Annotated in this window: 21 protein-coding genes and 1 tRNA gene; 19 read left to right on the top strand and 3 right to left on the bottom strand. The window is 33.5% G+C overall.

Annotation, left to right across the window (positions count from 1 at the left end):
- Window positions 1-154: 154 nt before the first annotated feature.
- The gene (locus KPL50_RS07675; RefSeq protein WP_216297867.1) at window positions 155-649 is read right to left on the bottom strand and encodes a lipopolysaccharide assembly LapA domain-containing protein; all 495 of its coding nucleotides are present in this window, start codon (window positions 647-649) and stop codon (window positions 155-157) included.
- A gap of 364 nt (window positions 650-1,013) precedes the next feature.
- On the opposite strand from KPL50_RS07675, the gene zwf reads away from it, so the two are divergent.
- From zwf to KPL50_RS07660, 3 genes are all read left to right on the top strand, one after another.
- Window positions 1,014-2,519: a glucose-6-phosphate dehydrogenase gene (gene zwf, locus KPL50_RS07670; RefSeq protein WP_216297866.1), complete on the top strand. Its 1,506-nt coding sequence runs from the start codon at window positions 1,014-1,016 to the stop codon at window positions 2,517-2,519.
- An 11-nt stretch (window positions 2,520-2,530) separates the two neighbouring features.
- Entirely contained in the window at window positions 2,531-3,157 is a 627-nt protein-coding gene (locus KPL50_RS07665; protein WP_216297865.1) for a cyclase family protein, read from the top strand.
- Window positions 3,158-3,241: 84 nt separating this feature from the next.
- Window positions 3,242-5,014, top strand: coding sequence for an aminopeptidase P family protein (locus KPL50_RS07660; RefSeq protein WP_216297864.1), 1,773 nt, complete (start codon window positions 3,242-3,244; stop codon window positions 5,012-5,014).
- Between the two features lie 129 nt (window positions 5,015-5,143).
- On the opposite strand, the gene KPL50_RS07655 is transcribed toward KPL50_RS07660, so the two are convergent.
- A complete protein-coding gene (locus KPL50_RS07655; protein WP_216297863.1) occupies window positions 5,144-6,982 on the bottom strand; it encodes an APC family permease in 1,839 nt (612 codons plus the stop codon).
- Between the two features lie 450 nt (window positions 6,983-7,432).
- On the opposite strand from KPL50_RS07655, the gene amrA reads away from it, so the two are divergent.
- The 12 genes from amrA (at window position 7,433) to nadE (ending at window position 20,276) form a co-directional block, all read left to right on the top strand.
- A complete protein-coding gene (gene amrA / locus KPL50_RS07650; RefSeq protein ID WP_216297862.1) occupies window positions 7,433-8,833 on the top strand; it encodes an AmmeMemoRadiSam system protein A in 1,401 nt (466 codons plus the stop codon).
- A gap of 11 nt (window positions 8,834-8,844) precedes the next feature.
- Complete coding sequence (amrS, locus tag KPL50_RS07645) at window positions 8,845-9,831, top strand: AmmeMemoRadiSam system radical SAM enzyme (protein WP_216297861.1); 987 nt, start codon at window positions 8,845-8,847, stop codon at window positions 9,829-9,831.
- Between the two features lie 185 nt (window positions 9,832-10,016).
- A complete protein-coding gene (locus KPL50_RS07640) occupies window positions 10,017-11,282 on the top strand; it encodes a protease complex subunit PrcB family protein (RefSeq protein WP_216297860.1) in 1,266 nt (421 codons plus the stop codon).
- Between the two features lie 264 nt (window positions 11,283-11,546).
- Entirely contained in the window at window positions 11,547-13,241 is a 1,695-nt protein-coding gene (locus KPL50_RS07635) for a M3 family oligoendopeptidase (protein ID WP_216297859.1), read from the top strand.
- 687 nt (window positions 13,242-13,928) lie between these two features.
- On the top strand, window positions 13,929-14,348 hold the full coding sequence (locus tag KPL50_RS07630; RefSeq protein WP_309245147.1) for a SoxR reducing system RseC family protein: 420 nt from the start codon (window positions 13,929-13,931) through the stop codon (window positions 14,346-14,348).
- A 78-nt stretch (window positions 14,349-14,426) separates the two neighbouring features.
- On the top strand, window positions 14,427-15,767 hold the full coding sequence (gene rsxC, locus KPL50_RS07625) for an electron transport complex subunit RsxC (RefSeq protein ID WP_216297858.1): 1,341 nt from the start codon (window positions 14,427-14,429) through the stop codon (window positions 15,765-15,767).
- A gap of 13 nt (window positions 15,768-15,780) precedes the next feature.
- Window positions 15,781-16,773 (top strand): RnfABCDGE type electron transport complex subunit D, encoded by a 993-nt coding sequence (locus KPL50_RS07620; protein ID WP_216297857.1) that lies wholly within the window; start codon window positions 15,781-15,783, stop codon window positions 16,771-16,773.
- Between the two features lie 6 nt (window positions 16,774-16,779).
- The gene (locus KPL50_RS07615) at window positions 16,780-17,352 is read left to right on the top strand and encodes an RnfABCDGE type electron transport complex subunit G (RefSeq protein WP_216297856.1); all 573 of its coding nucleotides are present in this window, start codon (window positions 16,780-16,782) and stop codon (window positions 17,350-17,352) included.
- 1 nt (window position 17,353) lies between these two features.
- A complete protein-coding gene (gene rsxE / locus KPL50_RS07610) occupies window positions 17,354-17,977 on the top strand; it encodes an electron transport complex subunit RsxE (RefSeq protein ID WP_216297855.1) in 624 nt (207 codons plus the stop codon).
- Window positions 17,977-18,558, top strand: coding sequence for an electron transport complex protein RnfA (locus tag KPL50_RS07605; protein ID WP_216297854.1), 582 nt, complete (start codon window positions 17,977-17,979; stop codon window positions 18,556-18,558). Before rsxE ends, KPL50_RS07605 begins: the two co-directional genes overlap by 1 nt.
- A 29-nt stretch (window positions 18,559-18,587) precedes the next feature.
- A complete protein-coding gene (rnfB, locus tag KPL50_RS07600) occupies window positions 18,588-19,400 on the top strand; it encodes an RnfABCDGE type electron transport complex subunit B (protein ID WP_216297877.1) in 813 nt (270 codons plus the stop codon).
- A gap of 72 nt (window positions 19,401-19,472) precedes the next feature.
- On the top strand, window positions 19,473-20,276 hold the full coding sequence (gene nadE, locus KPL50_RS07595; RefSeq protein WP_164956148.1) for an NAD(+) synthase: 804 nt from the start codon (window positions 19,473-19,475) through the stop codon (window positions 20,274-20,276).
- Window positions 20,277-20,344: 68 nt separating this feature from the next.
- On the opposite strand, the gene KPL50_RS07590 is transcribed toward nadE, so the two are convergent.
- Entirely contained in the window at window positions 20,345-21,979 is a 1,635-nt protein-coding gene (locus KPL50_RS07590) for a HEAT repeat domain-containing protein (RefSeq protein ID WP_216297853.1), read from the bottom strand.
- Between the two features lie 270 nt (window positions 21,980-22,249).
- Between KPL50_RS07590 and KPL50_RS07585 the strand changes: the two genes are divergently transcribed.
- The 4 genes from KPL50_RS07585 to KPL50_RS07570 all read left to right on the top strand — a co-directional run bounded on the left by KPL50_RS07585 (window position 22,250) and on the right by KPL50_RS07570 (window position 25,782).
- Complete coding sequence (locus KPL50_RS07585) at window positions 22,250-22,810, top strand: nitroreductase family protein (protein WP_216297852.1); 561 nt, start codon at window positions 22,250-22,252, stop codon at window positions 22,808-22,810.
- A 150-nt stretch (window positions 22,811-22,960) separates the two neighbouring features.
- Window positions 22,961-23,037: transfer RNA gene (locus KPL50_RS07580), tRNA-Lys, on the top strand.
- A 67-nt stretch (window positions 23,038-23,104) separates the two neighbouring features.
- Complete coding sequence (locus KPL50_RS07575) at window positions 23,105-23,296, top strand: lmo0937 family membrane protein (protein WP_309245146.1); 192 nt, start codon at window positions 23,105-23,107, stop codon at window positions 23,294-23,296.
- Window positions 23,297-23,544: 248 nt separating this feature from the next.
- On the top strand, window positions 23,545-25,782 hold the full coding sequence (locus KPL50_RS07570) for an SPFH domain-containing protein (RefSeq protein ID WP_216297851.1): 2,238 nt from the start codon (window positions 23,545-23,547) through the stop codon (window positions 25,780-25,782).
- Window positions 25,783-25,924: the final 142 nt, after the last annotated feature.

The following is a 25,924-nucleotide window of genomic DNA, read 5'->3' as shown; positions in this document are numbered from 1 at the left end:
AACTTAATGTATTAAGTATAACAAAAAAGACCCTACAAAGTAGAATCAGTTAATTTTGAGACAACTATGCCTCTTTTTTTAACTGTCTACCTTATAGGGTCCATTTTATAAATAGCTACTGATGCTTATTTTTTTATGGTAAGCAGAAAAGTCTTTATAGTTCCTTATTTAAATTATTTGACTCATTTGTAGATAGCGTATTAAGCCTAGTATTTTCTAAGTTTAATGTATTTATTTCATTACTCAATGTATTATTTGTAGTCCCTAAAACCTCTACTTTAGTTTCCAAATCTTGAATTTTAGCTTCTAAATCTTGTATTTTAGTTTCTAGCGCTTCCGTTTTGCCTTTAAAAGTTTCATTCTCGATTTTTAAAACTGCTTTTTCATTTTTAGCGGTTTCAATGTCAGCTTCAAAATTCTTAGCTTCTTTTGTTAGTTGCTTATTGCCACGACTTAGTTTAAACTCCTTTTGTAGTCCTAATAAAGTCACCACTATAGCACCTATAATTGTAGATATAAAAATTACAAGAGCCAAAGAAATATTAAATGTTGTGTAAAAGAAACTAACAGATATCACTGCGGCATTCTGAATACCGAATAAAGCCACTAAAATAGCAAAGATCAAAGAAATTATAAAACCGAATCTCATAGGACATTACCTCCTTTAGTTACTGATAATTGAAGTATAGCATATTTCACTGTCTGAATATAGCATGTTGCCATATTATTGATATATTGAAATTAAATATCAAATGAAATAACCTTATGGTTGTTTTACCTAAAAAATAGCAAGAAGTCTGTAAAATATTGCATTAATGAGAGAAAAAGAATATGATTAACCTAATAAGCTAAAGTTCTTTATTATTGAAGAATAAAGATTTAAAGTGATAGCGTAATGGACAAGTTATATTTGCTAACAATCATTACTTTATGTTATATTAATTATATGATTAAAGCCTGTTATATATAGTGAATAGTGCGTTAATAAAGAATATTAGGAAGGGGCACTTTTAATGGAGACAAATATTGATAAAGAGCTTTCTAGTATATTTGTAATTTTTGGTGGAACCGGTGATTTGACAAAAAGAAAACTTATTCCCGCTATTTTCAGTTTAATGTACGAAGAAAAATTACCTGAAAATTTTACAATTGTAGCTATAGGAAGACGTGAAAAAACAAATGAGCAATATAGAGAAGAAATGCATGAATCTGTAGAAAAATTCTCTAGATTTTCACTAAATGAAGAGTTATGGGTTAAATTCAGTAATCGGATTTTCTATAAAAACTTTGATTTTACCTCTGATAATCAAGGTTATGCCGATTTGGATATGTTTTTGGAAACAATGGAGAAAAAATATTCAACTGGAGGCAAAAGATTATATTATTTAGCCGTTGCGCCAGAGTTTTTTGAAGGTATAATTAGAAATTTAAAAAGCAATGCTATGGTTTCAAAAGCCATTGGCTGGCAGAGGATAATGATTGAAAAGCCTTTTGGATCAAGCCTTGAAACAGCTAGGATATTAAATCATAATATATCAAAGCTTATACCAGAAGAAGATTTATTTAGAATAGATCACTATTTGGGAAAGGAAATGATTCAAAACATATTGGCAATTAGATTTGGGAACTCATTATTTGAACCATTATGGAATGCAAACCATATAGATAATATTCAAATTACCGCGAGTGAGCTTTTAGGCGTAGAGAGCAGAGGTGCATATTATGAGAATGCAGGTATATTAAAAGATATGCTTCAAAATCATATATTACAAATGCTAACTATGATTGCCATGGAACCTCCAATAGACTTTGAACCTGAATCTATAAGGGACGAAAAAGTGAAGGCACTAAGATCACTCAGACCTTTTACCGCTGAGTCTTTTAAAGAAAATATTGTTCGTGGCCAATACGGAGCGGGAGAAGTTGAAGGAGCGAAAGTTGTGGGGTATAGAGAAGAAGATAGAGTTTCCGCAACGTCTAATACGGATACTTTTATAGCACTTAAGACTTATATAGATAATTTTCGATGGGGAGGAGTCCCCATATATATAAGAGCAGGAAAAAGGATGAATAATAAAAGTACTGAGATAGTTATTCAGTTTAAAAAACTTCCTGGCATTAATTATTATAAGGAGTTTAATAATATTCCTCATAATCTTTTAGTTTTAAAAATTCAGCCAGAAGAGGGGTTTTTCTTTCAGATAAATGCAAAGAAGCCTGGTAGTGAATTTAAGATGGAAAAGGTTCAACTAGATTATTGTCAAAGTTGTAGGTGTTTAAACGACTCACCTGAGGCCTATGAGAGGCTAATACTTGAAGCGATTAGAAATAACTCATCACTATTTACTAGATGGGATGAACTCCAATATTCTTGGGAATTTATTGAAAGCATTGAAAAGCAATATGAGAATAATATTTCTACGTGTCCTAATTATCAAGCAGGGACCTCGGGACCCCAGGGAGCAATAGATTTAATTGAAAAAGATGGTAGACAGTGGTGGAATACCGCGTCTGATTAAGGAGGGAAAACATGGTTATATATGATATATCTATGACTATTGAAAAAACTATGGGAGTGTACAAGAATATAGAGGAAAAAAGGCCAGTAATTAAATTCGAGAGGAAAATTCCAAAGGATAGCATTAATGAATCTAGTATGTACATGAACGTGCATACAGGAACTCATATTGATGCCCCATATCACGTAGATGATATGGGAGCTACTATTGAATCTATTGATTTAAATAAATTGATTACAAAGTGTAGAGTAATAGATCTAACTAAGATAGTAGACGGGATAACAAAAGAGGATCTTGTAAATAAAAATATTAAATCTGGTGAATTCTTATTACTTAAAACTAGAAATTCCTTTTCAGAAGAATTTCAGCCTGATTTTGTTTATGTTGAAAAGAGTGGAGCAGAGTATTTAGCAGAAAAGGGCATAATTGGTGTGGCAATAGATTCCCTTGGAATAGAAAGGGCTCAGCCAGAGCATGAAACTCATAAAATTCTTTTTAGAAATGGGATAACTATCATAGAAGGCGTTAGACTAAAAGAAATAAAAGAGGATGAGTATTTCATGTGTGCGTTGCCACTTAAGATTAAAGGAGTAGACGGTGCTCCTGCTAGGATAGTTTTAATAAAAGACATCATATAATAATACTGTCTTTTTATGTTATAATAATGTCTGTAATAAAAAAATATTGTAAATAAACGTTTACAATTTAATGAGGTGAAGGTAATGGGCGTTAAAGAAAGAGTTGAAGAGTTAAGAGTTGAGATGAGAAAAAGAGGCATAGATGCATGCATTGTACCTAGTTCAGATCCACATCAAAGTGAATACGTAGCAGAACACTATACTGCTAGAACTTTTATAACAGGATTTACTGGTTCTGCTGGAACTGCAATTATCACTTTAACTGAGGCCGGCTTATGGACAGATGGAAGATATTTTATACAAGCAGAAAATCAATTGATTGGTACTGGAGTAACTCTATTTAGAATGGGAGAGAATGGCGTTCCAACTGTTGAGGCATTTTTGAAACAAAATCTTAATAAGGAAGCAAAGATTGCTTTTGATGGTAAGGTTATTTCAGTAGAGTATTTTAGAAGCCTTAAGAAGGCTTTAGAAAGTAGTGAATTTACCTATGAGGTTAATGAAGATTTAATAGATATAATATGGAAGGATAGACCTCAAAGACCTTGTAGTCAGGTAGTTTTGCATGATGTAGCCTTTGCAGGGGAGTCTAGAGAATCAAAACTTGCTAAGGTAGTTCTTGAAATGAAGACTATGGGGGCAGACTATTATGTTATATCTGGCCTTGATGACATAGCATGGCTATTAAACATTAGAGCAAGAGATGTAAAATGTAACCCACTAACTATAGCTTATGCATTGATTTCAGAGGGAAAATATTATCTATTTATAGATGATAAAAAAATCAATTCAGTTGTTAGAGCAGAGCTTGAAAAGGCTAATGTAGAAATAATACCTTACGATAGCATAGGGGAATTTTTAAGAGGAATTAAAGCTGGAGCAATATTACTTGATGCAGCAAGAACTAGCACTTGGATATACAGCGCTGTAAAGATTAAAATTATAGAGGCTATGGATATAACTACAAGATTTAAGGCTATAAAGAATGATATTCAAATTGAAAATGTCAGGAAAGCAATGGTACGCGATGGTGTGGCTATGGTTAAATTTATTAGTTGGCTAAAGAAAACCATAAAGACCCGTAATATTACAGAAATAGAAGCATCGGATAAAATTGAAGAAATAAGAAGAGCAGGAGAAAATTTCTATGACTTAAGCTTTGCATCTATTTCAGCTTACCGGGCAAATGCTTCTATGCCTCACTACTCTGCTACGCAAAAGGATCAGGCTACTATTATGCAAGAGAGTCTATATTTATTAGATTCTGGCGCTCAATACTTAGATGGAACAACTGATATTACAAGAACACTAGCTGTAGGACCATTAACTGATGAAGAAAAAACAGATTTCACCTTAGTATTAAGAGGAATGATCGATTTAACATTGCAAAGATTTTTATATGGAACTACTGGTTCAAATTTAGATATTATTGCTAGAATACCACTTTGGAATGCAGGCATGGATTATAAACATGGAACAGGACATGGAGTAGGCTTCTTTTTAAATGTTCATGAAGGCCCACATAGAATATCTGTGGTACCAAATGTAATTAAGCTTGAAAAGGGAATGGTAGTGTCCAACGAACCAGGAGTTTATAAGGCAGGAAAACATGGTATAAGAATAGAAAACTTAGTTGTTGTTCAAGAAATCGAAAACACATTATATGGTGGACAATTTATGAAGTTTGAGACTTTAACACTATGTCCTATAGACTTAGATGTTATAGATGTTTCACTATTAACATTTGAAGAAAAGGCATGGTTAAATGATTATCACAAAACTGTATTTGAAAAACTTTCTATCTATCTACAAGGAGAGGAATTAGAATACTTAAAGCAGGCAACAAGGGAAGTTTAAGACTAATATCAAATAAAACATAAAGAGCTATCTTACTCTAGAAATTAATTTCCAGAGTAAGATAGCTCTTTATGTTCTTAAATACAAAAGTGAATTCCAAGGAATCCATTTTTGTATATTTTGGAGTTTCTACTCTTCTATTATATATGGGACAGTAAGCACTGCCACATTCCTATTTTTATATAGCATACTCTTTATAAAATATGATGTTTGGTTATGAAGTATATTATGCCACCACTTAGTAATAACAAATTGTGATATTACAACTGTAACAGTTTCTCCATGTTTTGAAGCACGTTCTTCAGATTCTATAAAAGTCATTAATGGTTTCATTATGTCCCTATAAGAAGAATGTTTTATTATTAATGGGATTCCAGGATTATACTCTTTCCATTTTCTTTCTAATTTTTCGGTAACGTCATCATCAGTTGATACATGAAAGGCAACAACGTTTTTTGATAAACACCTAGCACAGTTTAATGCTTTTAAAGTTGATTTATTTAAGGACCCTACAAGTATTATTACATGTTGATTGTTATTCGTTGTAGCGCCTTCATTAGGTCTTTGTTCTAAGGATAATTTAAGTTGTGCTGCAATCTTGGTATAATGTTGCTTAACCTTAACCATAAGATAAACAAGTACAGGTATTACAATACAAACTATCCAAGCACCGTGGAAAAACTTTGTTATACCTATGAGTATTACTGTAATAAAAGTTATTAGAGCACCTAATCCATTTATAAATGCCTTATGTCTATAACCAGGTGTTCTGCTTCTTTCCCACTTTAGGAACATTCCAACTTGTGAAAGTGTAAAAGATAAAAATACACCTACTGCGTATAAAGGCAGAAGTAAATGAGTATCGCCTTGAAACACAATAATTAAAATAGCAGCAGCTGATCCTAATAGTATTATTCCATTTGAGAAACTTAGTCGCTTTCCTCTTTGAGAAAATTGCCTTGGCGCATATCCATCCTTTGCCATTATAGAAAGTAAAAGTGGTAGACCTGCATAGGCTGTATTTGCAGCCATTACTAATATTAATGCAGTGGCAATTTGCATAATGTAAAACATAATGCTTTTTCCGAAAACTTGCTCGGCAATTTGAGCAAATACTGTCACATCTGCATGAGGTACTGGATGATAAATTGTTGCTAGAAAAGATAACCCACCAAAAATAAATAGAACTAAAAAAGCTAGCAAACCCAAAACAGCTTTTGCATTCTTTTGTGATGGTTCTTTAAAATTAGGTATACCATTACTTACCGCTTCAACTCCCGATAATGCAGTACAACCTGAAGCAAATGCTCTAAGAAACAGGAACAGTGTAAGGTCACCTACTTGTTGTGGTATTGGATAAAGTGGTGCTGGTGTAATTCCAAAAATAAAGTGCTTTACAATGCCAGTGATAATAAGCACTACGCAAGAAAAAATAAATAAGTATGTTGGAACTCCAAAAAGTTTGGATGATTCTTTCACTCCTCTTAAGTTACCAATTGTTATGAAGAATAACATAGCAAGAGCTATAGCTACTTTATGGGGAAGCAAGGAGGGTAGTGCTGAAGTTATTGCAGCAGTTCCAGCACATATACTAACAGCAACTGTCAGTATATAATCTACAGAAAGTGCTGCTCCGGCAGTAAGTCCAGGTATTGTACCGAGATTATCCTTTGCAACTATATATGAGCCTCCACCACAGGGGTAGCTATCAATAGTCTGCCTGTAGGAAAAAACAAGTATAAATAATAGTATTACAATACACAGCGCGGCATAAAACATATATTGATATGCTATAAGACCTATAACGCCAATTAACACAATTAAAACTTCTTCCCCTGCATATGCAACAGAAGAAACGGCATCACTTGATAATATAGGTAGTCCCCAAAAAACATTTAATTTTTCTCCCTCTAATTCTTCTGTTTTTAGTGTCTTCCCTATTAGTAGTTCTCTTAATTTTGAAAACATAAATACACCTCTATAATAGAATTTATCATTACAATATTTATCTATTATATAGTATTGCATCGAGGACTTCAATTTGAAATTCATTCATTTAAGTTAAAATACAAGTGAATTCATGGATTTATTAATATAATTACGATATTTTACTCTTCATGCTTTTCTATGCTTACTGTAGATACGGTTTAAACGGTATTCGAATTGTTGTAATATTACAATTTTTAGTTTGATATAAATTTATTCTATTTAACTTACTGCTAAATTCTTTTTTATAGCATAAAATTCAAAGAATATCCAGAATTAATTTTTATGGATATGAACATTAAGTAGTGGGTAAAATATTTAGGTACATGAAAATAGACCATGCTAGAATAGACTAGGCTAGAATAGACTAGCATACTGATTTCATATATATTTAAATGAGACTTAAAGTAATAAATAGGAGAGGTGATTATAATGGGAAAAATAATAGCTTATGTTACAATGCCACATCCCCCTATAATAATTCCAGAGGTGGGCCGTGGAGAGGAAAAAAAGATAAAAAATACATATGATGCCTGCCAGCGTATCGGAGGTGAAATAGCTGATTTAAAACCAGAGGTAATAATAGTAGTGACACCACATGGGACTATGTTTTCAGATGCAATAGCGCTATCTTTTGAAAGTTCTATTTCAGGAAGTTTAAAGCAATTTGGGGCGTTAAATATTTCTATGAATTTTGAAATAGACATGGATTTAACAGGAAAAATTATGGATAAGTCACACAAAAATAATATTCCAACAGTAGGAGTAAGTACAAGTTTTCTTAAAAAATACGATAGAAAATATGAATTAGATCATGGTACCATAGTTCCACTGTATTTTGTAGTAAATAAATATGATTCTTTTAAGCTTGTTCATATTACATATGGGGGACTTAGCCCAATTCAATTGTATAAATTTGGTAAACTCATTAAAGAGGCAGTAGAGGAAGGTAATGAGAATGCTGTGTTTATTGGAAGTGGTGATCTTTCACATCATCTTAAAGATGAAGGACCTTATGATTATAATCCCTATGGAGAAAAATTTGATCGCGATATAATAAGTCTATTAACAAAGGGTGATGTAGCAGGAGTATTTGATATAAATCCAGAAATGGTTGAAAACGCTGGAGAATGCGGGTTAAGGTCTTATTATATAATGCTTGGAGCAATGGAGGGCAATGAAATAAAGGGAGAGCTTCTTTCCTATGAAGGCACCTTCGGAGTTGGATATGCGGTAATGAAATTCCAACTTAAAAGCAGTGACAGAGATATATTATCAGAAATTACGGTGGGAAAAAGAAAAAAATACATGGAAAGAGTAAATAATGAAGATGTCTATGTTAGGCTTGCTAGGGAAAGTCTTACTCATTATCTAATAGAGGGAGATTTCTTGGTTGAGCCGAGCTATGTAACAGAGGAAATGACAAATAATAAAAGAGGGGTATTTGTGTCTCTTAAAAAATTTGGGCAGCTAAGAGGCTGCATAGGTACCATTTTTCCAGTGACAGACAGTATTGCAAGTGAGATAATGCGAAACGCTATTGAAGCAGGAGAAGGGGACCCAAGGTTTAGTCCAGTGTTGGAGGGGGAGCTTGAGGATATTGTATTTTCAGTAGATGTCTTAACAGAGCCTGTAGCAGCTTTAAAAGAACAACTAGACCCTAGTATATATGGAGTGATTGTAAGAAGTGGTAGAAAGAGTGGACTACTATTACCAGATCTTGCGGGTGTTAATACTATAGAAGAGCAAATAAGTATTGTTCTAAATAAAGCAGGGATTTCCACCAGTGAAAATTATTCTATAGAAAAGTTTGAAGTTATTAGGCACAAATAGGAGTTGAAATCATGGAAAAAGAAGCACTGTTTTATGAAAATCGTGGAGATAAAGTAAGGTGCAAACTTTGTCCTCATAACTGCCTTATCCCAGCTAGCGCTTATGGCAAATGTAATGTACGGTTAAATAGAGAAGGAAAACTTTATACCATAAATTATGGAGAAATAACTTCTATGGCCCAAGATCCCATAGAAAAAAAACCACTATATCATTTTAAACCAGGTAGCAATATATTTTCGGTAGGGAGTTTTGGCTGCAATTTCAGTTGTGGCTTTTGTCAAAATCACTCCATATCACAAGGGAAAGCAAAAAGTGAATATATACCGCCAGAAAAATTAGTAGAAATATGTAAAAACCTTAAAGACAATATTGGAGTAGCATTTACATATAATGAGCCTTCCATTTGGTATGAATATGTATACAATGCATCAAGGCTATTAAAAGAGGGCATTAAAGATATAAATATAGTTATGGTCACTAATGGTTATATAAAAGAAGAACCCTTAAAGATGCTCCTGCCCCTTGTGGATGCAATGAATATTGATTTAAAAGCCTTTAATAATAAGTATTATAATGATATATGCGGAGGAAGTGTGACACCTGTTATGGATACTATTAAAATAGCATTAAAACAGTGTCATGTAGAGGTAACTACTCTACTCGTAAATGGAGAAAATGATTCTGCTACAGAAATTGAGGGAATTGCAAATTTTATAGCTTCATTAAATAAAGATATTCCACTTCATTTATCAAGATATTTTCCGAACTACAAGATGAAAAATCCTGCTACAGAGATTGAGGTAATGCGAGGAGATAGAGATATAGCAAAAAAACATCTTAATTATGTATATTTGGGTAATGTAGCTGACAGTGATAACTCAACATACTGTCCAAAGTGCGGATATAAGGTTATTATAAGAGATAGATACCATATTCATGTTAATATTAGTGATAGTATATGTCCAAAGTGCGGGTATAAACTTAATATTATACTTTAACTATCCAAGGTTATGTAAATGATTATGGAGGGTATTTTAAGCATGATTCTAGCAAATATGGTTAATCATAAAGCAGTAGAGGGTTTAATTGTAGAACACAATATAAAAATAGGGTAACTAATAGGTTGAAAAATCCGTATAGTAGGTAAAGTATTAAAAAAGGGGAATATGAGGGGGAATTAATCATGAAAAAGAGTAGTAAAATAGTATCAATGATTATGCTAGCTATATTAGCAGCTGGAGCAGTGACTGGGTGTTCAAGTAATTTGAAGACAGGTAGTGCAGCACCAGCAAAAGTAGTAACAGTTAACACAGTAAGTAAGCCAGTAGCTAAGCCAATAGCTAAGCCAATAGCTAAGCCAGTGGCTAAGCCAATAGTTAAGTCAGTAGCTAAGATAAGTGAAAAAGTTGCACCAACACCAGTAAAAGGTACACTTCCAGTTAAAGAGAGAAAACTAGAATATACAATTATAAATGAGGAGTCATTACCACCCGATTTATTAGGGTTAATAAGTACAGTACGAAATGTACGTGGATTTGTAGTAATAAAGGCTACAGAGGGAATAAGCACAGTACGTATAGCAACAGGAGAAAAACCATCAGGTGGAAATAGCATAAAAATTAAAAGTATTACAAATGCTAAGGGTATTACTAATATAGTAATAGAAGAAGTTAAACCGGCACCAACTCAGTTTTCAACTATGCAACTAATGTATCCATCAATAACTATAAATATAAAAGGGTTATTACCAAAAGTGCAAGTTACAACAGTTGATAAGCTAGTATTAAAGGGTATAAGCCTTCCAAAAACTAAACCATCTAATGGAAATCAAGGTATTACGACTAATATTTTGAAGTATGAGATTGTAAAGGAATCATCAGTACCTGCAAGTATAATAGATTCCGTAAAAGATATAAGAACACAAAGAGGTTTTGTGTTAATAAAAAATTCGGATGGAAGTAATTTGGTACGCATAGCAACAGGAGAAAAGGCGTCTGGAGGTCATGGAATTGTAGTTAAAAGCATTAAAGATGTAGAAGGTATAACTAAAGTAGTAATTGAAGAAGTTAAACCAGCACCAACTCAGTTTTCCACAATGCAATTGATGTATCCTTCAATATTTGTAAAAGTATTAGGGGGAACTCCCAATATAGAGGTTACAACAGTTGATAAACTAATATTAAATGAATTAAAACCTGAATCATCAAATCCTGCTGGAAAAATAAACAGACCCAATATACAATCTATTGAGAGTGCAGAGTTTATAAGTAAGGTAGGTAATAACTCAATCAAAGCAGCGGTAGAAGGTGTAGAGATGACATTTGTAAGTGAGGAAATGGATAATATAGTATCATTTAGTAAGGTACAAGCTGGAGACAAAGTAAGATTATTTTATGCAGAGAAAGATAAGGGGATATTGGAGCTATACGAGATAATAATTATAAAGTAAGAGTTAAACACAAATTTAAAATAGGATATTCAATATAAAACAATAGAATTATAAGACACAATGAAAATATGCATTGTGTCTTTTTTATAAGCTTTTATATAGACGATATAATTAAATATTATAAATGAGAGAGGTGATTAATAATGTTTAAATTTGGAGCTAGCAATAATTATTTTCTTATTTTGAAGGAAGTAATTAGGTTTTAGAGAATATAATATAAATACTATAAAAATATAGCATTTAAATTGGGAAGGGGAATAAATTATGAAATTTACAGAAATGAAGTATAAAAGACCAGATATGAAGGATCTGGAAGTAAAGTTTAATGAATTATTAACTAAATTTAATAACTGTGCTAGTTTTGAGGAAGCAAATTCAATAATGGTTGAGATCAATGAGCTAAGGGGTGATATAGAGTCAATGTCAGAGCTTGTGGGCATACGTCATACTATTGATACAACTGATACTTTTTATGAAGGTGAACAAGATTTCATTGATGAAAACATGCCTATATACCAAGGCTTAATTGCCAAGTATTACGATGCTCTTATTAATTCACAATTTAGACCTAAACTCGAAGAAAAATGGGGAAATCAACTTTTTAATATGGCTACTTTGAATATTAAAACTTTTTCACCAGAAATAATTGAAGATTTGCAGATGGAAAATAAGTTATCTAGTGAATATACTAAACTAATCGCTTCTGCAAAAATAATGTTTGAAGGTGAAGAAAGAACTCTATCTCAATTAACTCCCTTCGGAGTATCTACTGATAGAGACATGAGAAAAAGAGCAAATGAAGCTAAATATGCTTTCTTTTCTGAAAATGAAACAAAATTAGATGAGATTTATGATGGTCTAGTAAAAGTAAGAACTAAAATTGCTAAAAAATTAGGCTATGAGAATTTTGTACAACTTGGATATGATCGTATGCTTCGTTCAGATTACAATTCTGAAATGGTTGCGAATTACAGAAAACAGGTTAAGGAAGTCATAGTTCCTATTGCTAGTAAATTAAAAACAAGACAATGCACACGTCTAGGCTTAGATCATTTATATTATTACGATGAAGGAATAAGCTTTAAAAACGGAAATGCAAAACCACATGGTAATCCACAGTGGATAGTTGATAATGCAAAAAAAATGTATGAGGAATTGTCTCAGGAAACTGGAGAATTTTTTAATTTCATGATTGATAACCAACTTATGAACTTAGAAAGTAAAAAAGGTAAAGCTGGTGGTGGCTATTGTACATTTATAGCAAATTACAAATCACCATTTATATTTTCAAACTTCAATGGCACATCAGGGGATGTAGATGTGTTAACCCATGAAGCCGGGCATGCTTTTCAAGCTTATTGCAGTAGAAACTATGAAGTACCTGAGTATAACTTTCCAACCTATGAGGCTGCTGAAATTCACTCTATGAGTATGGAATTTTTAACTTGGCCATGGATGAATTTATTTTTTGAAGAAGAAGAACAGAAATATAAGTTTAACCATTTAAGCCAAGCACTTTTATTCTTACCTTATGGAGTAACTGTTGATGAGTTTCAACACTTTGTTTATAATAATCCTGAAGCTACTCCAACTGAAAGAAAGAGTGCTTGGAGAGAAATTGAAAAGAAATATCTACCACATAGAGACTATGCTGGAAATGACTATTTAGAAAGAGGCGGATTTTGGTATCAACAAGGACATATTTTTGGTTCACCATTTTATTATATAGATTATACACTAGCTCAAGTTTGCGCATTCCAATTCTTTAAAAAAGCTAATGATAATAGAGAAAAAGCAATGGAGGATTATATGAATCTTTGCTCTGCGGGTGGAAGTAAATCATTCTTAGGCCTGGTTGAACTTGCTAATTTAAAGTCACCATTTGATGATGGTTGCATAGAATCAGTTATAGATGATATTGAGAATTGGCTGAGTAGTGTTGATGATGCAAAACTATAAACTCACATACAATTGATGAAATGATTTTAAAACACATGGTGTATAGAATTTTTTTGTTAAAAAAATATCTAAGTATAATTTAAAGCTAAATAAGAAATCCAGTAGAATAACATTCCGCTGGATTTTTTGCGTTCATAATATATTTTGCAATGTGGTTTTAAAGGGTGGATTATATGATAACTAATAGCCTTTACACGGTGAAAACACAAGGCTAACAGCATAAACACAGGCGGTCGTTGAATAGTTACTATTTTAACGAAGTATATCAATAATATTAAAAAAACATGAAAATAAAAAAAACTTTTGGAGGAAACTGTTATAGTACTGAAAAAAGGAAATGTTACAGAGGTCTTCAATACATGGAAACGACAATAGATTAATATTTTCAAGTAATGTTGATAACATTAGTAAGTAATGAAGAAATTCTAAATATCAAATTTAGACAAAATATGCTGTATGCATTTTTAAAAGAGTATTTTTTTATTTAATATATTCATGTTATTACAGGGCTATATGTTAAAAATATAATTATTCTTGACTTTAATCTGATTTGAAACTATCTTAAGTAATGGAAGTTCAAGTTAATGAAGTACAGGTTGATATATAACTCGCCAGTAAGCACATATGTGAAGTGTATGGGAGGATTATGAACTTAATTAATACTGTAGTAATGGGGGTAATGCATCGGTGGTAAAAGAAGAAGAAGGAATTATAATTGAAATATTTGAGAATAATATGGCCAAAGTTAAGGTAGGTAGGCATGGCGAATGTAAAAATTGTGGCGCGTGCCCAGGTGATAGTGCACTAGTCATTGAAGCTCAAAATTTAATTGGGGCTAAAGCAGGAAAAAGGGTTGCCTTTGAAATGAAAGAAACAAATATGCTAATGGCAGCTTTTGTTGTATACATAGCACCACTTGTTGCTATTTTAATAGGTGTCGCTATTGGTCAGGCAATAGCAGTGGAATTTGGTTATTCCGTGAGAGGTTTTCAAATTTCAGGCGGAATACTAGCATTTATATTATCAATATTGAATATAAAAATTTTCGATAAATTTGCTCATAATAATAAGAAGATGCAACCGACTATTACTCGAAGCTTATCTTAAATTATTTTTTTTTTGAGCTATAGTATGTATATACAAATAAATATACTTTAAATATTTTAAAAGAGGTGTGAAAAATTTATGAAAAGTTTTCGCGGAGGAATACATCCAAATGATTATAAAAGTTTTACTGCAGATAAGCCTATAGAAATAGCTCTACCATCAAGTAGGGTTGTTATTCCTGTAAGGCAGCATATTGGTGCGCCTTGCTCACCAATAGTAGCCAAGGGTGATTTTGTAAAAAAGGGGCAAGTTATAGCAAATAGTAATGCTTTTGTTTCTAGTCCTGTCCATGCATCAATATCTGGCATGGTTAAAGATGTGGCAGAATACCCTCATGCGGTATTTGGGAAGTGTCTTTCTATTGTAATTGAAAATGATGGCAAAGACCAGTGGATAGAAGGAATTCCTTGTGAAAGAGATTGGGAAAAGTTAGATGATAATGAAATAAGAGATATTATTAAGGAGGCAGGTATTGTTGGAATGGGGGGTGCGACCTTTCCAACTCACGTAAAATTATCTCCACCAAAGGAAAAGAAAATTGATGTTTTTATCTTGAATGCATCGGAGTGCGAGCCTTTTTTAACAGCAGACCACAGAATGATGTTAGAGTATTCACATCAAATTCAAACTGGGGTAAAAATAGTGATGAAGCTTCTTGGTGTTCAAAAGGCCTATGTGGGAATTGAGGACAATAAACCAGATGCAGTAATTGCAATGAAAAGAGTATTTGAAGGAACTACAGTACAAGTTGTGGAAATTCCAACCAAATATCCACAGGGTTCGGAAAAAATGCTCATTAAAGTACTGGCAAATCGCGAGGTTCCATCTGGTAGTTTACCAATGGATGTAGGGGTTGTGGTTCAAAATGTAGGGACAGTTATTGCAATTTATGATGCGGTGGTAAAAGGAATTCCACTAATAGAAAGAGTTACAACTATAAGTGGAGGTGCTGTTAAAGAACCTAAAAATCTTTTACTTAGAATTGGGACAACCTTTGAAGAGGCTATTGAAAATTGTGGTGGATTTAAAGAAACACCAGCTAAAATTATTATGGGTGGTCCTATGATGGGATTTGCTCAATCAAATTTAAAGGTTTCGATTATTAAAGGAGTTTCTGGTATTTTAGGTTTAACTAAAAAAGATCTTAATAATGGCACGGAGTCTCCTTGCATTCGTTGTGGAAAATGTGTGAATGTTTGCCCCTGTGGTCTTAACCCAAGTATGTTAAGTATTTTGGGGCAGAAAAACCTTTTTGTAGAAGCGAAGGAAGAACAAAATCTATTAGACTGTGCGGAATGTGGGAGCTGTGTTTATGTATGCCCTGCTAAGCGGAATATCGTACAATACATTAGATATTGTAAGATGCAAAATGCAGCGCAGACTGCAAAAATAAATGCAGCATATGCAGCAAAAAAATAGGGGTGCAAGTTAAATGAATAGTGAAATAAAATTACAAGATAATCTCTTTACAGTTTCAACATCTCCACATATACGTGGAGGGGAATCTATTTCTAAAATAATGTGGACTGTAAATTTGGCTTTAGCGCCAGCTGCGCTTTTTGCTATTTATAATTTTGGGATTCCTGCACTGATTACACTACTTGTAGGAAGTTTGTCAGCGGTAGGGTTTGAGTTTATAGTACAAAAGCTTAGAAAAAAGCCAATAACTATTTCTGATGGAAGTGCATTTTTAACAGGACTATTGCTTGCAATGTGCTTGCCACCAGCAATTCCCGCTTACATGGCAATAGTTGGTTCATTTATTGCTATTGTAATAGCAAAGCATTCTATGGGTGGTCTTGGGTATAATATTTTTAACCCGGCTCATATTGGTCGCGCTGCTCTTATGGTGTCATGGCCTGTGGCAATGACAACTTGGACAAAACTTTCTACAAGTGTAGATGTAGTAACTACTGCAACACCTTTAAATATTTTAAAACAACAAGGGTATAGATCACTCATTGATACTTTTGGAAGTGCACCTCAAATGTATAAAGCGATGTTCATTGGTACTCGAAATGGAAGTATTGGTGAAACCTCTACAATTCTATTACTTATTGGAGGTATATATTTAATTTATAAAGGGTATGCAAATTGGGTAGTGCCTGTATTTATGATTGGAACAGTAGGTATTTTAACTTGGGTGTTTGGGCCAGCAGGTTTATTTAGCGGAGACCCACTCTTTCATATGATGGCTGGAGGACTTATTATAGGAGCTTTTTTTATGGCTACAGATATGGTTACTATTCCCATTACAAAAAAAGGGCAGATAATTTTTGCTATGGGTGTTGGAGCACTTACGGTCCTAATTAGGCTTAAGGGCGGTTATCCTGAAGGGGTTTGTTACTCTATTTTGTTAATGAATGCAGTTACACCTCTTATTGATCGCGTGGCAAAGCCGGTTAAATTTGGGGCAAGGAGGTAGTGAAAAATGTCAGATGAGAATAATGTTAAGCATGAAAAAGAATATAGTGTTTTTCAAATTGCTATGAATTTAACAATTGCGTGTTTCATATCAGGTGCAATTATTGCTGGGACCTACTTTATAACAGCACCAGTTGCAGCAAAAAAAGCGGCTGAGATGAAGACAGAGGCAATGAAGTCATTGGTGGCAGATGCACAAAAGTTTATACCAGTAAAAAACAAAAAAGAATGGTTTACTGCAGAAAAAAACGGAAAAATAATTGCATATGTTGTACCAGCAGAAAGTAAAGGATATGCGGGAGCAATAAAAATGCTTGTATCAGTTACACCAGAAGGTAAAATTATTGATTTTAATATATTAGACAGTAAAGAAACACCAGGACTCGGAGATAATGCAAGTAAAGATCCCTTTAAAAGCCAGTTTAAAGGCAAAACAACTGGAGATTTAGAAGTGGTAAAGGACAAATCAAAAGAAAATAATATTCAAGCTATGACTGGAGCTACCATTTCTTCAAAGGCTGTAACCAAAGGTATAAAAGAAGCTGTGCAGCAAGTTACGCAGTTTGTAGGGGGGAGATAATATGAAAGAGTTATGGAATATATTTAAAAAGGGGATTATTGCAGAAAATCCAATTTTTGTTCTTGCACTTAGTCTTTGCCCTGCTTTAGCAGTAACCAGTAACTCCATAAATTCATTAACTATGGGCCTTGCAGTAATGTTTGTTATTACTGCAAATAATACTATTGTATCTATTTCTAGAAAGGTGGTAAATCCTAAGGTTCGTGTACCGGTGTATATTACATCTGTAGCAACCATTGTTACGGTAGTACAGCTAGTATTGCAGGCATATGCGCCACTACTTTATAAGGCCTTAGGTATATATTTAGCATTGATTGTTGTTTTTGCAATTATTTTAGCTAGAGCAGAAGTTTTTGCTTCGAAAAATTCAGTGATTCCATCCTTTTTCGATGGACTAGGAATGGGATGTGGTTTTGCACTTGCACTCTTATCAATTGGAATAATTCGTGAACTTCTTGGCAGCGGAGCCATATTTGGAATACAAGTGCTTGGCTCTTGGTATAATCCTGCACTTATAATGATTTTACCACCAGGAGCATTTATACTTATTGGTTATATGGTAGCTGGTTTTAAGATGCTGACGCAGCATATGGAAAAAGTTAAACTTGAGAGAGGTGAAGTATAATGGGCGAATATCTAACGCTGTTTATCTCTGCGGTAGTTGTAAATAATTTCGTTTTAACAAGGTTTCTAGGACTTTGTATCTTCTTCGGAGTGTCTAACAGTTTAAATGCTTCTATTGGCATGGGAATGGCTGTAACTTCTGTTATGACCCTGAGCTCTATGCTAGCATGGATGGTGTTCCATTTTATATTGACTCCCTTTCATTTAACATTTTTAACAACAGCGGTATTTGTACTTTTGATTGCTAGTTTTGTGCAACTTTTAGAGATGATAATTAAAAAATATGCGCCTACACTATATAATATGTGGGGTATTTATTTATTACTAATTGCTACAAATTGCGTTGTACTTGGCGTGCCACTTTTAAATGCAGAGTCTAATTTTTCATTTATGAAAAGTGCGGTTTCTGCCGTTGGTTCTGGACTAGGTTTTGCTTTGGCAATTATCCTTATGGCAAGTTTAAGAGAAAAATTAAGACTCGCAGATGTACCTAAATCACTGGAGGGTCTCGGCATTGCGTTTATTTTAGCTGGAATGCTCGCTTTGGCGTTTTTAGGGTTCTCTGGAATGATACCAGTATAGAAAGGAGCTGAGGAATTAATATGAGTAATATGAGTATTGCAATTGCAGTTTTAGTTGTAATGACATCAGTTGGACTAGTGTTTGGTTTAATTTTGGCGGTTGCCAATAAAAAATTCGCCATTGAAGTAAATCCCTTGATTCATATTGTTGAAGATATATTACCGAAGGGTCAATGTGGAGCATGTGGCTATGCTGGTTGTATGGCATATGCAGAAGCTGTGGTTATAAATCCAGACGTGCAGCCGAATCTTTGCATCCCAGGTAAAGCGGCAGTTGCAAAGATGGTAGGAGAACTAACTGGCAAAGCAGCAGTGGAAATGCAGCCAAGAGTGGCTTTTGTAAAATGTGCTGGAAATCATGATAAAGCTGTTAAGGCTTATAAATACAAAGGTGTAGAAGAATGTGTTGCAGCAACGCTACTACAAGGCGGACCCAAGGGATGCCAATATGGTTGTCTTGGTTTTGGAACTTGTGTTAGAAATTGCCCATTTGATGCAATGACAATGAGTGAAGAGGGACTACCAATTATTGATCACAAAAAATGCACAGGTTGTGGAAAATGTGAAGTAGTTTGTCCGAAAAAAGTTATTGAATTAGTTCCCATTGGAGTTCCTATAGCTGTGAATTGTAATTCAAAGGACAAAGGTGTTATAGTGCGTAAACTTTGCAGCATAGGCTGTATTGGGTGTGGAATCTGTGTTAAAAATTGTAAGCATGGTGCAATAAAAATTGAGGATAATCTAGCTATAGTAGATAGCGCCATTTGTATTTCAGAGTGTAGTGAATCTACTTGCTTATATAAATGCCCCACGGGTGCAATTAAAAATTCAATCACCAACTAGTGTTGGTTTTATGGGAAAAATAGTATAATATATGTTACAATATACTTAGAAACAAGTTTAAGGAGGCGCGATATGAACAAAATTAAACAACAGCAAATAATGAATGAGATTGGTATACCCTGTCCTCTTGAAAATGAGTCAGATAAGAATTATGCAATTAGAATGATTGAAGAAGCTTGTACTTTTTTAAAGAACTATGCAAAGCATACTGGAAAAAAAGGTTATGTTTGTCATCTTTCAGGGGGAGTGGATACCTTTGTTACAAGTATGCTCATAAAAAAAGCAGGGCTATTTTTAATTAATCTATCTCTTCCTTTTGGGATCAAACCAGACATGGCTGATGTACAACTTGCAAAAGATATTATAAAGCCGGATGTATTTAAAACCTATGACATAATGGGACCTGTAATTGAATCCATTGAACTTCTTCGTGATCTACCCCCTTCAAAAGTAGATATAGGAAATACAAAAGCTAGAATAAGGATGACAGTGGTTTATAGAGTAGCTGAAGTTTATGATGTTTTAGTAGCTGGAGCAACAAATGTGTCCGAGCTAACTCTAGGAATGGTAACTAAATATGGTGACGATGCGTCAGATATACAACCAATTGCCGGATTGTCAAAAGGCATAATTTATGAGATGGCTAAAATATTTGGTGCCCCTCAATCCATAATTGATAAAATGTCTACCACTGGTACCTGGGATAATGAAGCCAATCAAAAAGAAGTAACCGAGATAAATCATCAGGTTTGCATGTATTTAAGAGGCGATGACATTTCAGAAGAATTCGAGAATGAAATCGTTAGTTTGTATACAACCTCTGAACATAAAAGACATTCGCCGGTGACGCCAAAGGATTCTTGGTGGTTCGCATAGAATTGTAAAAGAAATAGGGCTCCTAAATCTAGGTGCCCTATTTCTTTATACTATTTTTGACTTGATATTTATTTTACTTTTAATACAAAAATATGAGGTGTAAGTCTACCACTTTCAATTTTTATCTCTTGAAGAAGCTCAAGCTGAAGGTTTTCAGTTAGAACTTCCCTAAATAATTGCTTTTCTATTGTGTAAACAAAAGCCATGCCACCTGGTCTTACAAGAGTAGGAATCTTATTTACAAATGAACTATAAAGTTCAGCATATTTGTTATGGGTGGTGGACTTATTGTCAAAAGGCATATTTGTTATAAGTTCATCAAAAAGGTAGTTAGTAGAGAATTCTAGTATATCTTCATCTATTAATTCTATATTAACATTAGCTAATTTAGAATTTATCTCCGCAGCGGATATAGCTGTTCTATAAATATCAACTCCAGTTAATGATTGAACTTTTTCTAATTTAGCTCTTTCAATAAGCATTGTTCCAGTTCCACAAAAAGGATCTATGACAGATGAATTAGGTTTTATCCATTTTTCGATAGCTTTCATTACAATAGCTGCTGTTACAGGATTTATGGAGGTAGCTATTTCATTTTTTCTATAATCAAACCTATTATCTTTAAAGGAATATAGTTTTATAAATACACTGCAGAGATTATTTCTTTCAACTATTCGAAGTTCAACTTCATAAGAGGAAGGACTATTTTTTAAATTACCACCAGAAATTTCGTCTAACTCTCTAGCTAAATTTTTTACAAACTCTGACCTTTCGCGGCTGGCATCCATAGTTTTAAATTCAACTCTGTACCAAAAAGGAGAATTAGAATCACCTTCATGACACTGATTTAAAAAATCAACGATATTTGCATCCATTATTGCAGCTGCTATTGTTTTATAATCAAACTGCAGGTTGTCACACTCATCTAGTGGAAATAAAAGTTCATAGAAGGTTCTGCAGGTGTAAATCTTATCTATATCATTCTCGTAAATAAGAATACCGTCATCTACAAGTCTGCCGTCTATTGATTTTACTTCAAGTTCCTTTAAAGTTTGCTGATACTGATAATTCATAACTGTTAGAATCATTGGTACTGCATTTTCAAATTCATTAAATCCCTTAAAATCATGGCGTACAGGGGGAGATAATTTATCTATTGCTCTTGTAAGTGCAAGTTTTTCCTCATTAATATGCTTATTAGTAGTTATTAATGAATCATCTTCTTTGCAAGCTTTTTCATTCATTACGACATCTTCAAACATTTTTCTTAACTTTTCTGCATCAGCAGCACTGCCGCAGTTTCCTATGGCAAGCACATAAGAATATCTTACAAAAAGTTTATCCTCGGAGTTATAGGCATTATATAATGCTTCTAAATATTCAGGATCTCCCAGTTCTCCAATAACGCCACAAACATTCTTTCTAACTTTTGGATCTGAATGCACAAGAAGAGCGCTAAGCTTTTCTTTGGAATTACCAATAGTTCTTTTGAACATTCCTTTTGGTTTTTCCTTTTTTAGAATATCTCTCATAACAGAAAGAATTGCTCTTGGATCTTCCTGCGTTATTATTTTTGACCATAACATTGGAATTGCATTATTATAATCTAAGGAAAGCTTATTTACTATTGCAGATCTCTGTTTATCATCTGCGGTTTTCAGGCTCTCTAAGAGAGCTGCCACTGTATCATTTATTTCTATCATTTGTTTCCCTCCTGTAGTTCGCTGGGGCACAAAACAATTATTAATTATTTTGCCTCTTATGTTTTAATTTAATAACTCTAATTATACCTTATATTTTGTGATAATGGGGGGATATTAGTGTTTTATCTGTTTTTATTATAATCAGCTAATATGTGTTATTATTATGGTATTATATTTGTGACTAAGAGTTTTAAAAGTGCGTACTTACATTACAGCAATATAGTAGTATAATAATAAATATTCAAAAATAAGAAGACGGAGGATTTTAACATGAATGAAACTTTAAGAAATATTAAAAATAGAAGAAGTGTTAGGGCTTTTTTACCAGAACAACTTAATGATACAGATGTGCAAGATATAATAGATGCAGGTATTTATGCTCCAAGTGCTACAAATAAGCAACCATGGCATTTTACAGTAATACAAAGGAAAGATATTATAGATAGATTAAATGATGATTTTAAAGAGATTGCCAGTAAATCAGATAATGAATACATTAGAAGATTTACTGATAATGAAAAATTCCATGTGTTTTATAACGCACCAACAATAGTGTTGGTATCTGGAGATAAAAGTAATGAGGCTGCCTCAGTTGATTGTGCAGTAGCAGTAGAAAACATGCTTTTGGCAGCAGAATCACTAGAAATTGGCTCTTGTTGGATAGGTCTTATTGCGTACTTATTAAATAGTGAACAAGGAGCAGAATGGGTTAAGGAGCTTGGAATACCAGAAGGCTTTAGACAAATACATGCATTTTGCCTTGGATATAAAAAAATTCAGATAACTAATGCACCAAGAAGAAAAGAGAACACAGTTAATTATGTAAAATAATAATACTAAATCCAGAAGAATTGGGAAAATATCGAAGTAATGGCTTAGTCAATTGATGTAAACTAATAGATAAGAAGCCATCTATTGGAAATTGCTATAGGTATTTACAAATACATAAATGTAGTATATACTAAAGTAGTTCCTTAATGTGCTTCATTAGCTCAGTTGGCTAGAGTACCTGACTCTTAATCAGGGTGCCCAGGGTTCGAATCCCTGATGTAGCACCATTATAAAAAACAGATGTTTCATTAATTTGAAGCATCTATTTTTTGCTATTTTTTTATAAAATACTAAGTGAATACTAATATAATAAATATGAAAGGAGTGCTTTATGTGGGGCTTTTACGTTGGATAGGCGGAATAGTAGTATGTTTTTGGGTATTAGGGCTTATATTTAGTTTCGGTGGAAGTATGCTCCATATGTTACTTGTAGTAGCATTAATAGTGTTCGCAGTGGATATGATTTTAGGGGAAAAATTAACTTAAGAAATTATTATACCAATGATATATTTGGTTATTATGAAACATCAAGATCTTTGAACTTGATGTTTTTTTTATAGATTAATTTATAAAGTAAATTCATGAAATGCAAATATCGTAAAATAATAAGCGGGAAAATATATAAAACTAAATATATACAACTAAATGTACTAGTAGTGTGATATTTGTGATATAATTAAATTGTGACAGTATTTATAAAACAAAACAAAAATTGTAATAAAAGGGGGAAAATTATGGATTTAAGTTCTTACACATTTTTAATTATACCAGGTTTAGTGTTAGTAGGATTATTTTTATTTGCATACGGTATAGGGTTTACAAGCATTGGAACAGATGAAGTAGGTATTGTCGAGAAGTGGTGGAGTATGAGTGGTTCAGTACCTGCTGATGGACTTATAGCACTTAAAGGGGAAGCTGGTTATCAACCTGAAGTACTAAGAGCTGGGGTTCACTTTAAAACACCTTTCAAGTATAAGATTAAGAAGGTAAGGCTCGTAACTATACCACAAGGTCAAATAGCTTATGTATTTTCAAGGTCAGGCGAGAGCTTAGGTGACGGTCAAACACTAGGTAAAGTAATACCAGAAAGTAAATCATTTCAAGATGTTGTAGCATTTTTAAATAATGCTGGGCAAAAGGGACCACAGAGACAGATTCTTCGTGAGGGTACTTATGCATTTAACTTAGCACAATTCATTATAATCACTAAGGACAAGGTACATTCAATATTTACTTCAAAGGATGAAACTGCTCAAATAGAAACAATGAGAAGTGACTTAGCTAGAGTTGGTGGATTTAATCCTGTACTTATATCAAATGCAAAAGCTATTGAACAATATACTCCAGAGGATGATGGTAGTGAAATACCCGTGGTTATTAATAAAATGGGTAACAAGTCCAATAGTCGCGATACTATAGGTATCGTTACTATCAATGAGGGCCCTACACCAGACAATGGAGCAATTATAGCACCTATTGTTGGTGATGGTATAAATAATGAGTTCTATCACAATAACTTCCAAGAACCAGAAAAGTTTTTAGCAGCAGATGGTAGAAAAGGTAAGCAGATGCAAGTACTTACTGATGGAGTTTACTTCATTAATAGAATGTTTGCAAGTGTGGATATAGTACCTAAAAGTATAATAGATATTGGCTATGTAGGAGTTGTTGTAAGCTATTTTGGTGATAAAGGTGAGGATGTTTCAGGTACAGGATACTCTCATGGAGAACTTGTAGAACAAGGTAAAAAGGGTATTTGGAGAGATTCAATGATGCCAGGAAAATATGCATTTAATACTTATGCTGGTAAAGTTGTTCCAGTTCCTACTACTAATGTAATATTAAAATGGATTAGTGGTCAATCTGGAGTACACAGACTAGATGATAATTTAAAAGAGATTAGTTTAATAACTAAGGATGCGTTCGAACCTAATTTACCACTAACCGTAGTATTTAACATTGATTATAGAAAAGCGTCATCAGTTATACAAAGGTTTGGGGATATTAAAATGCTTATTGAACAATCTCTTGACCCAATGATAGCTGGTTACTTCAAGAATATTGGGCAAACAAAAACTCTTATAGAACTCGTACAAGATAGAAGCCAAATTCAACAGCAGGCATCAGATGAAATGAAAGGTAAGTTTAAATTATATGATTTAGAGCTGCAAGAAGTATTAATTGGAACCCCAGCTGCTTCAGCTAGTGATACAAGAATCGAAAAAATTCTTACGCAGCTAAGAGACAGACAAGTGGCTATGGAAGAAATTAAGACTAATGAAGCTAAACAGAAATCTGCTGAAAAGCAAAGGGAATTAAATGAAGCTCAAGCAAAAGCCACAGCGCAATCAGCTCTTACACAATCAAGTATTGACATAGAGGTAGCTGATAATAAAGGTAAATCAGAATTGAGACTGGCAGAACAGTTAGCATTCAAAACTCAGAAACTTGCAGAAGCTGACAAATATAAGAGAACACAAGAGGCAGATGCTGAAAGATATACTAGAGAAGCTCAAGCTGCGGCACAAGCGAAAACTATAGAATTAACCGCTGCGGCCAGTGCTAAGCAAGTAGAATTGCAAGCAACTGCAGAGGCTTTCAAGCTTGAAAAAGTAGGTAACGCAACAGCACTCAATATTAAAGCAGTTGCAGATGCTACAGCGGAGCAAGAAACAAAGGTAGGTATTGCGAAGGGAGCAGCGGCTAGAGCTTTAGTTGATGCATATGGTGGCCCAGAGTTACAAGTACAACAAAGTGTAATGATGGCATTTGCAGAGGCCTTAAAGGTAAGCAAGTCTCCACTTGTACCACAAACTGTAATAATGGGTGGTGCTGATGGAAAAACACCTAACGCAATGGAAGGGATCTTGAGTATGGTGCTAGCAAATATGGCAAGTGAAAAAAATACAATAGTATCAAAATCTATAGAAAATGTAATAGTTAAAGAGGTAATAAAACCAGAAAGTAATTAATAAAATTCAAAGAAAAGATCCAGTAGAATATTCTGCTGGATCTTTTTTATGCCACTTGCCACGTGGGTGGCACCGCTTTTGCAAGTTTTTATTCAAAAGTTTTATAAAATTTGATTTTATTATTGCAATATTCCAAAGATTA

The organism is Clostridium sp. CF012 (assembly GCF_018861755.1).
Taxonomy (GTDB): domain Bacteria; phylum Bacillota; class Clostridia; order Clostridiales; family Clostridiaceae; genus Clostridium_AD.
Note: the sequence above shows the minus strand (reverse complement) of the source record. Positions and strands in the feature narration are given on the sequence as shown.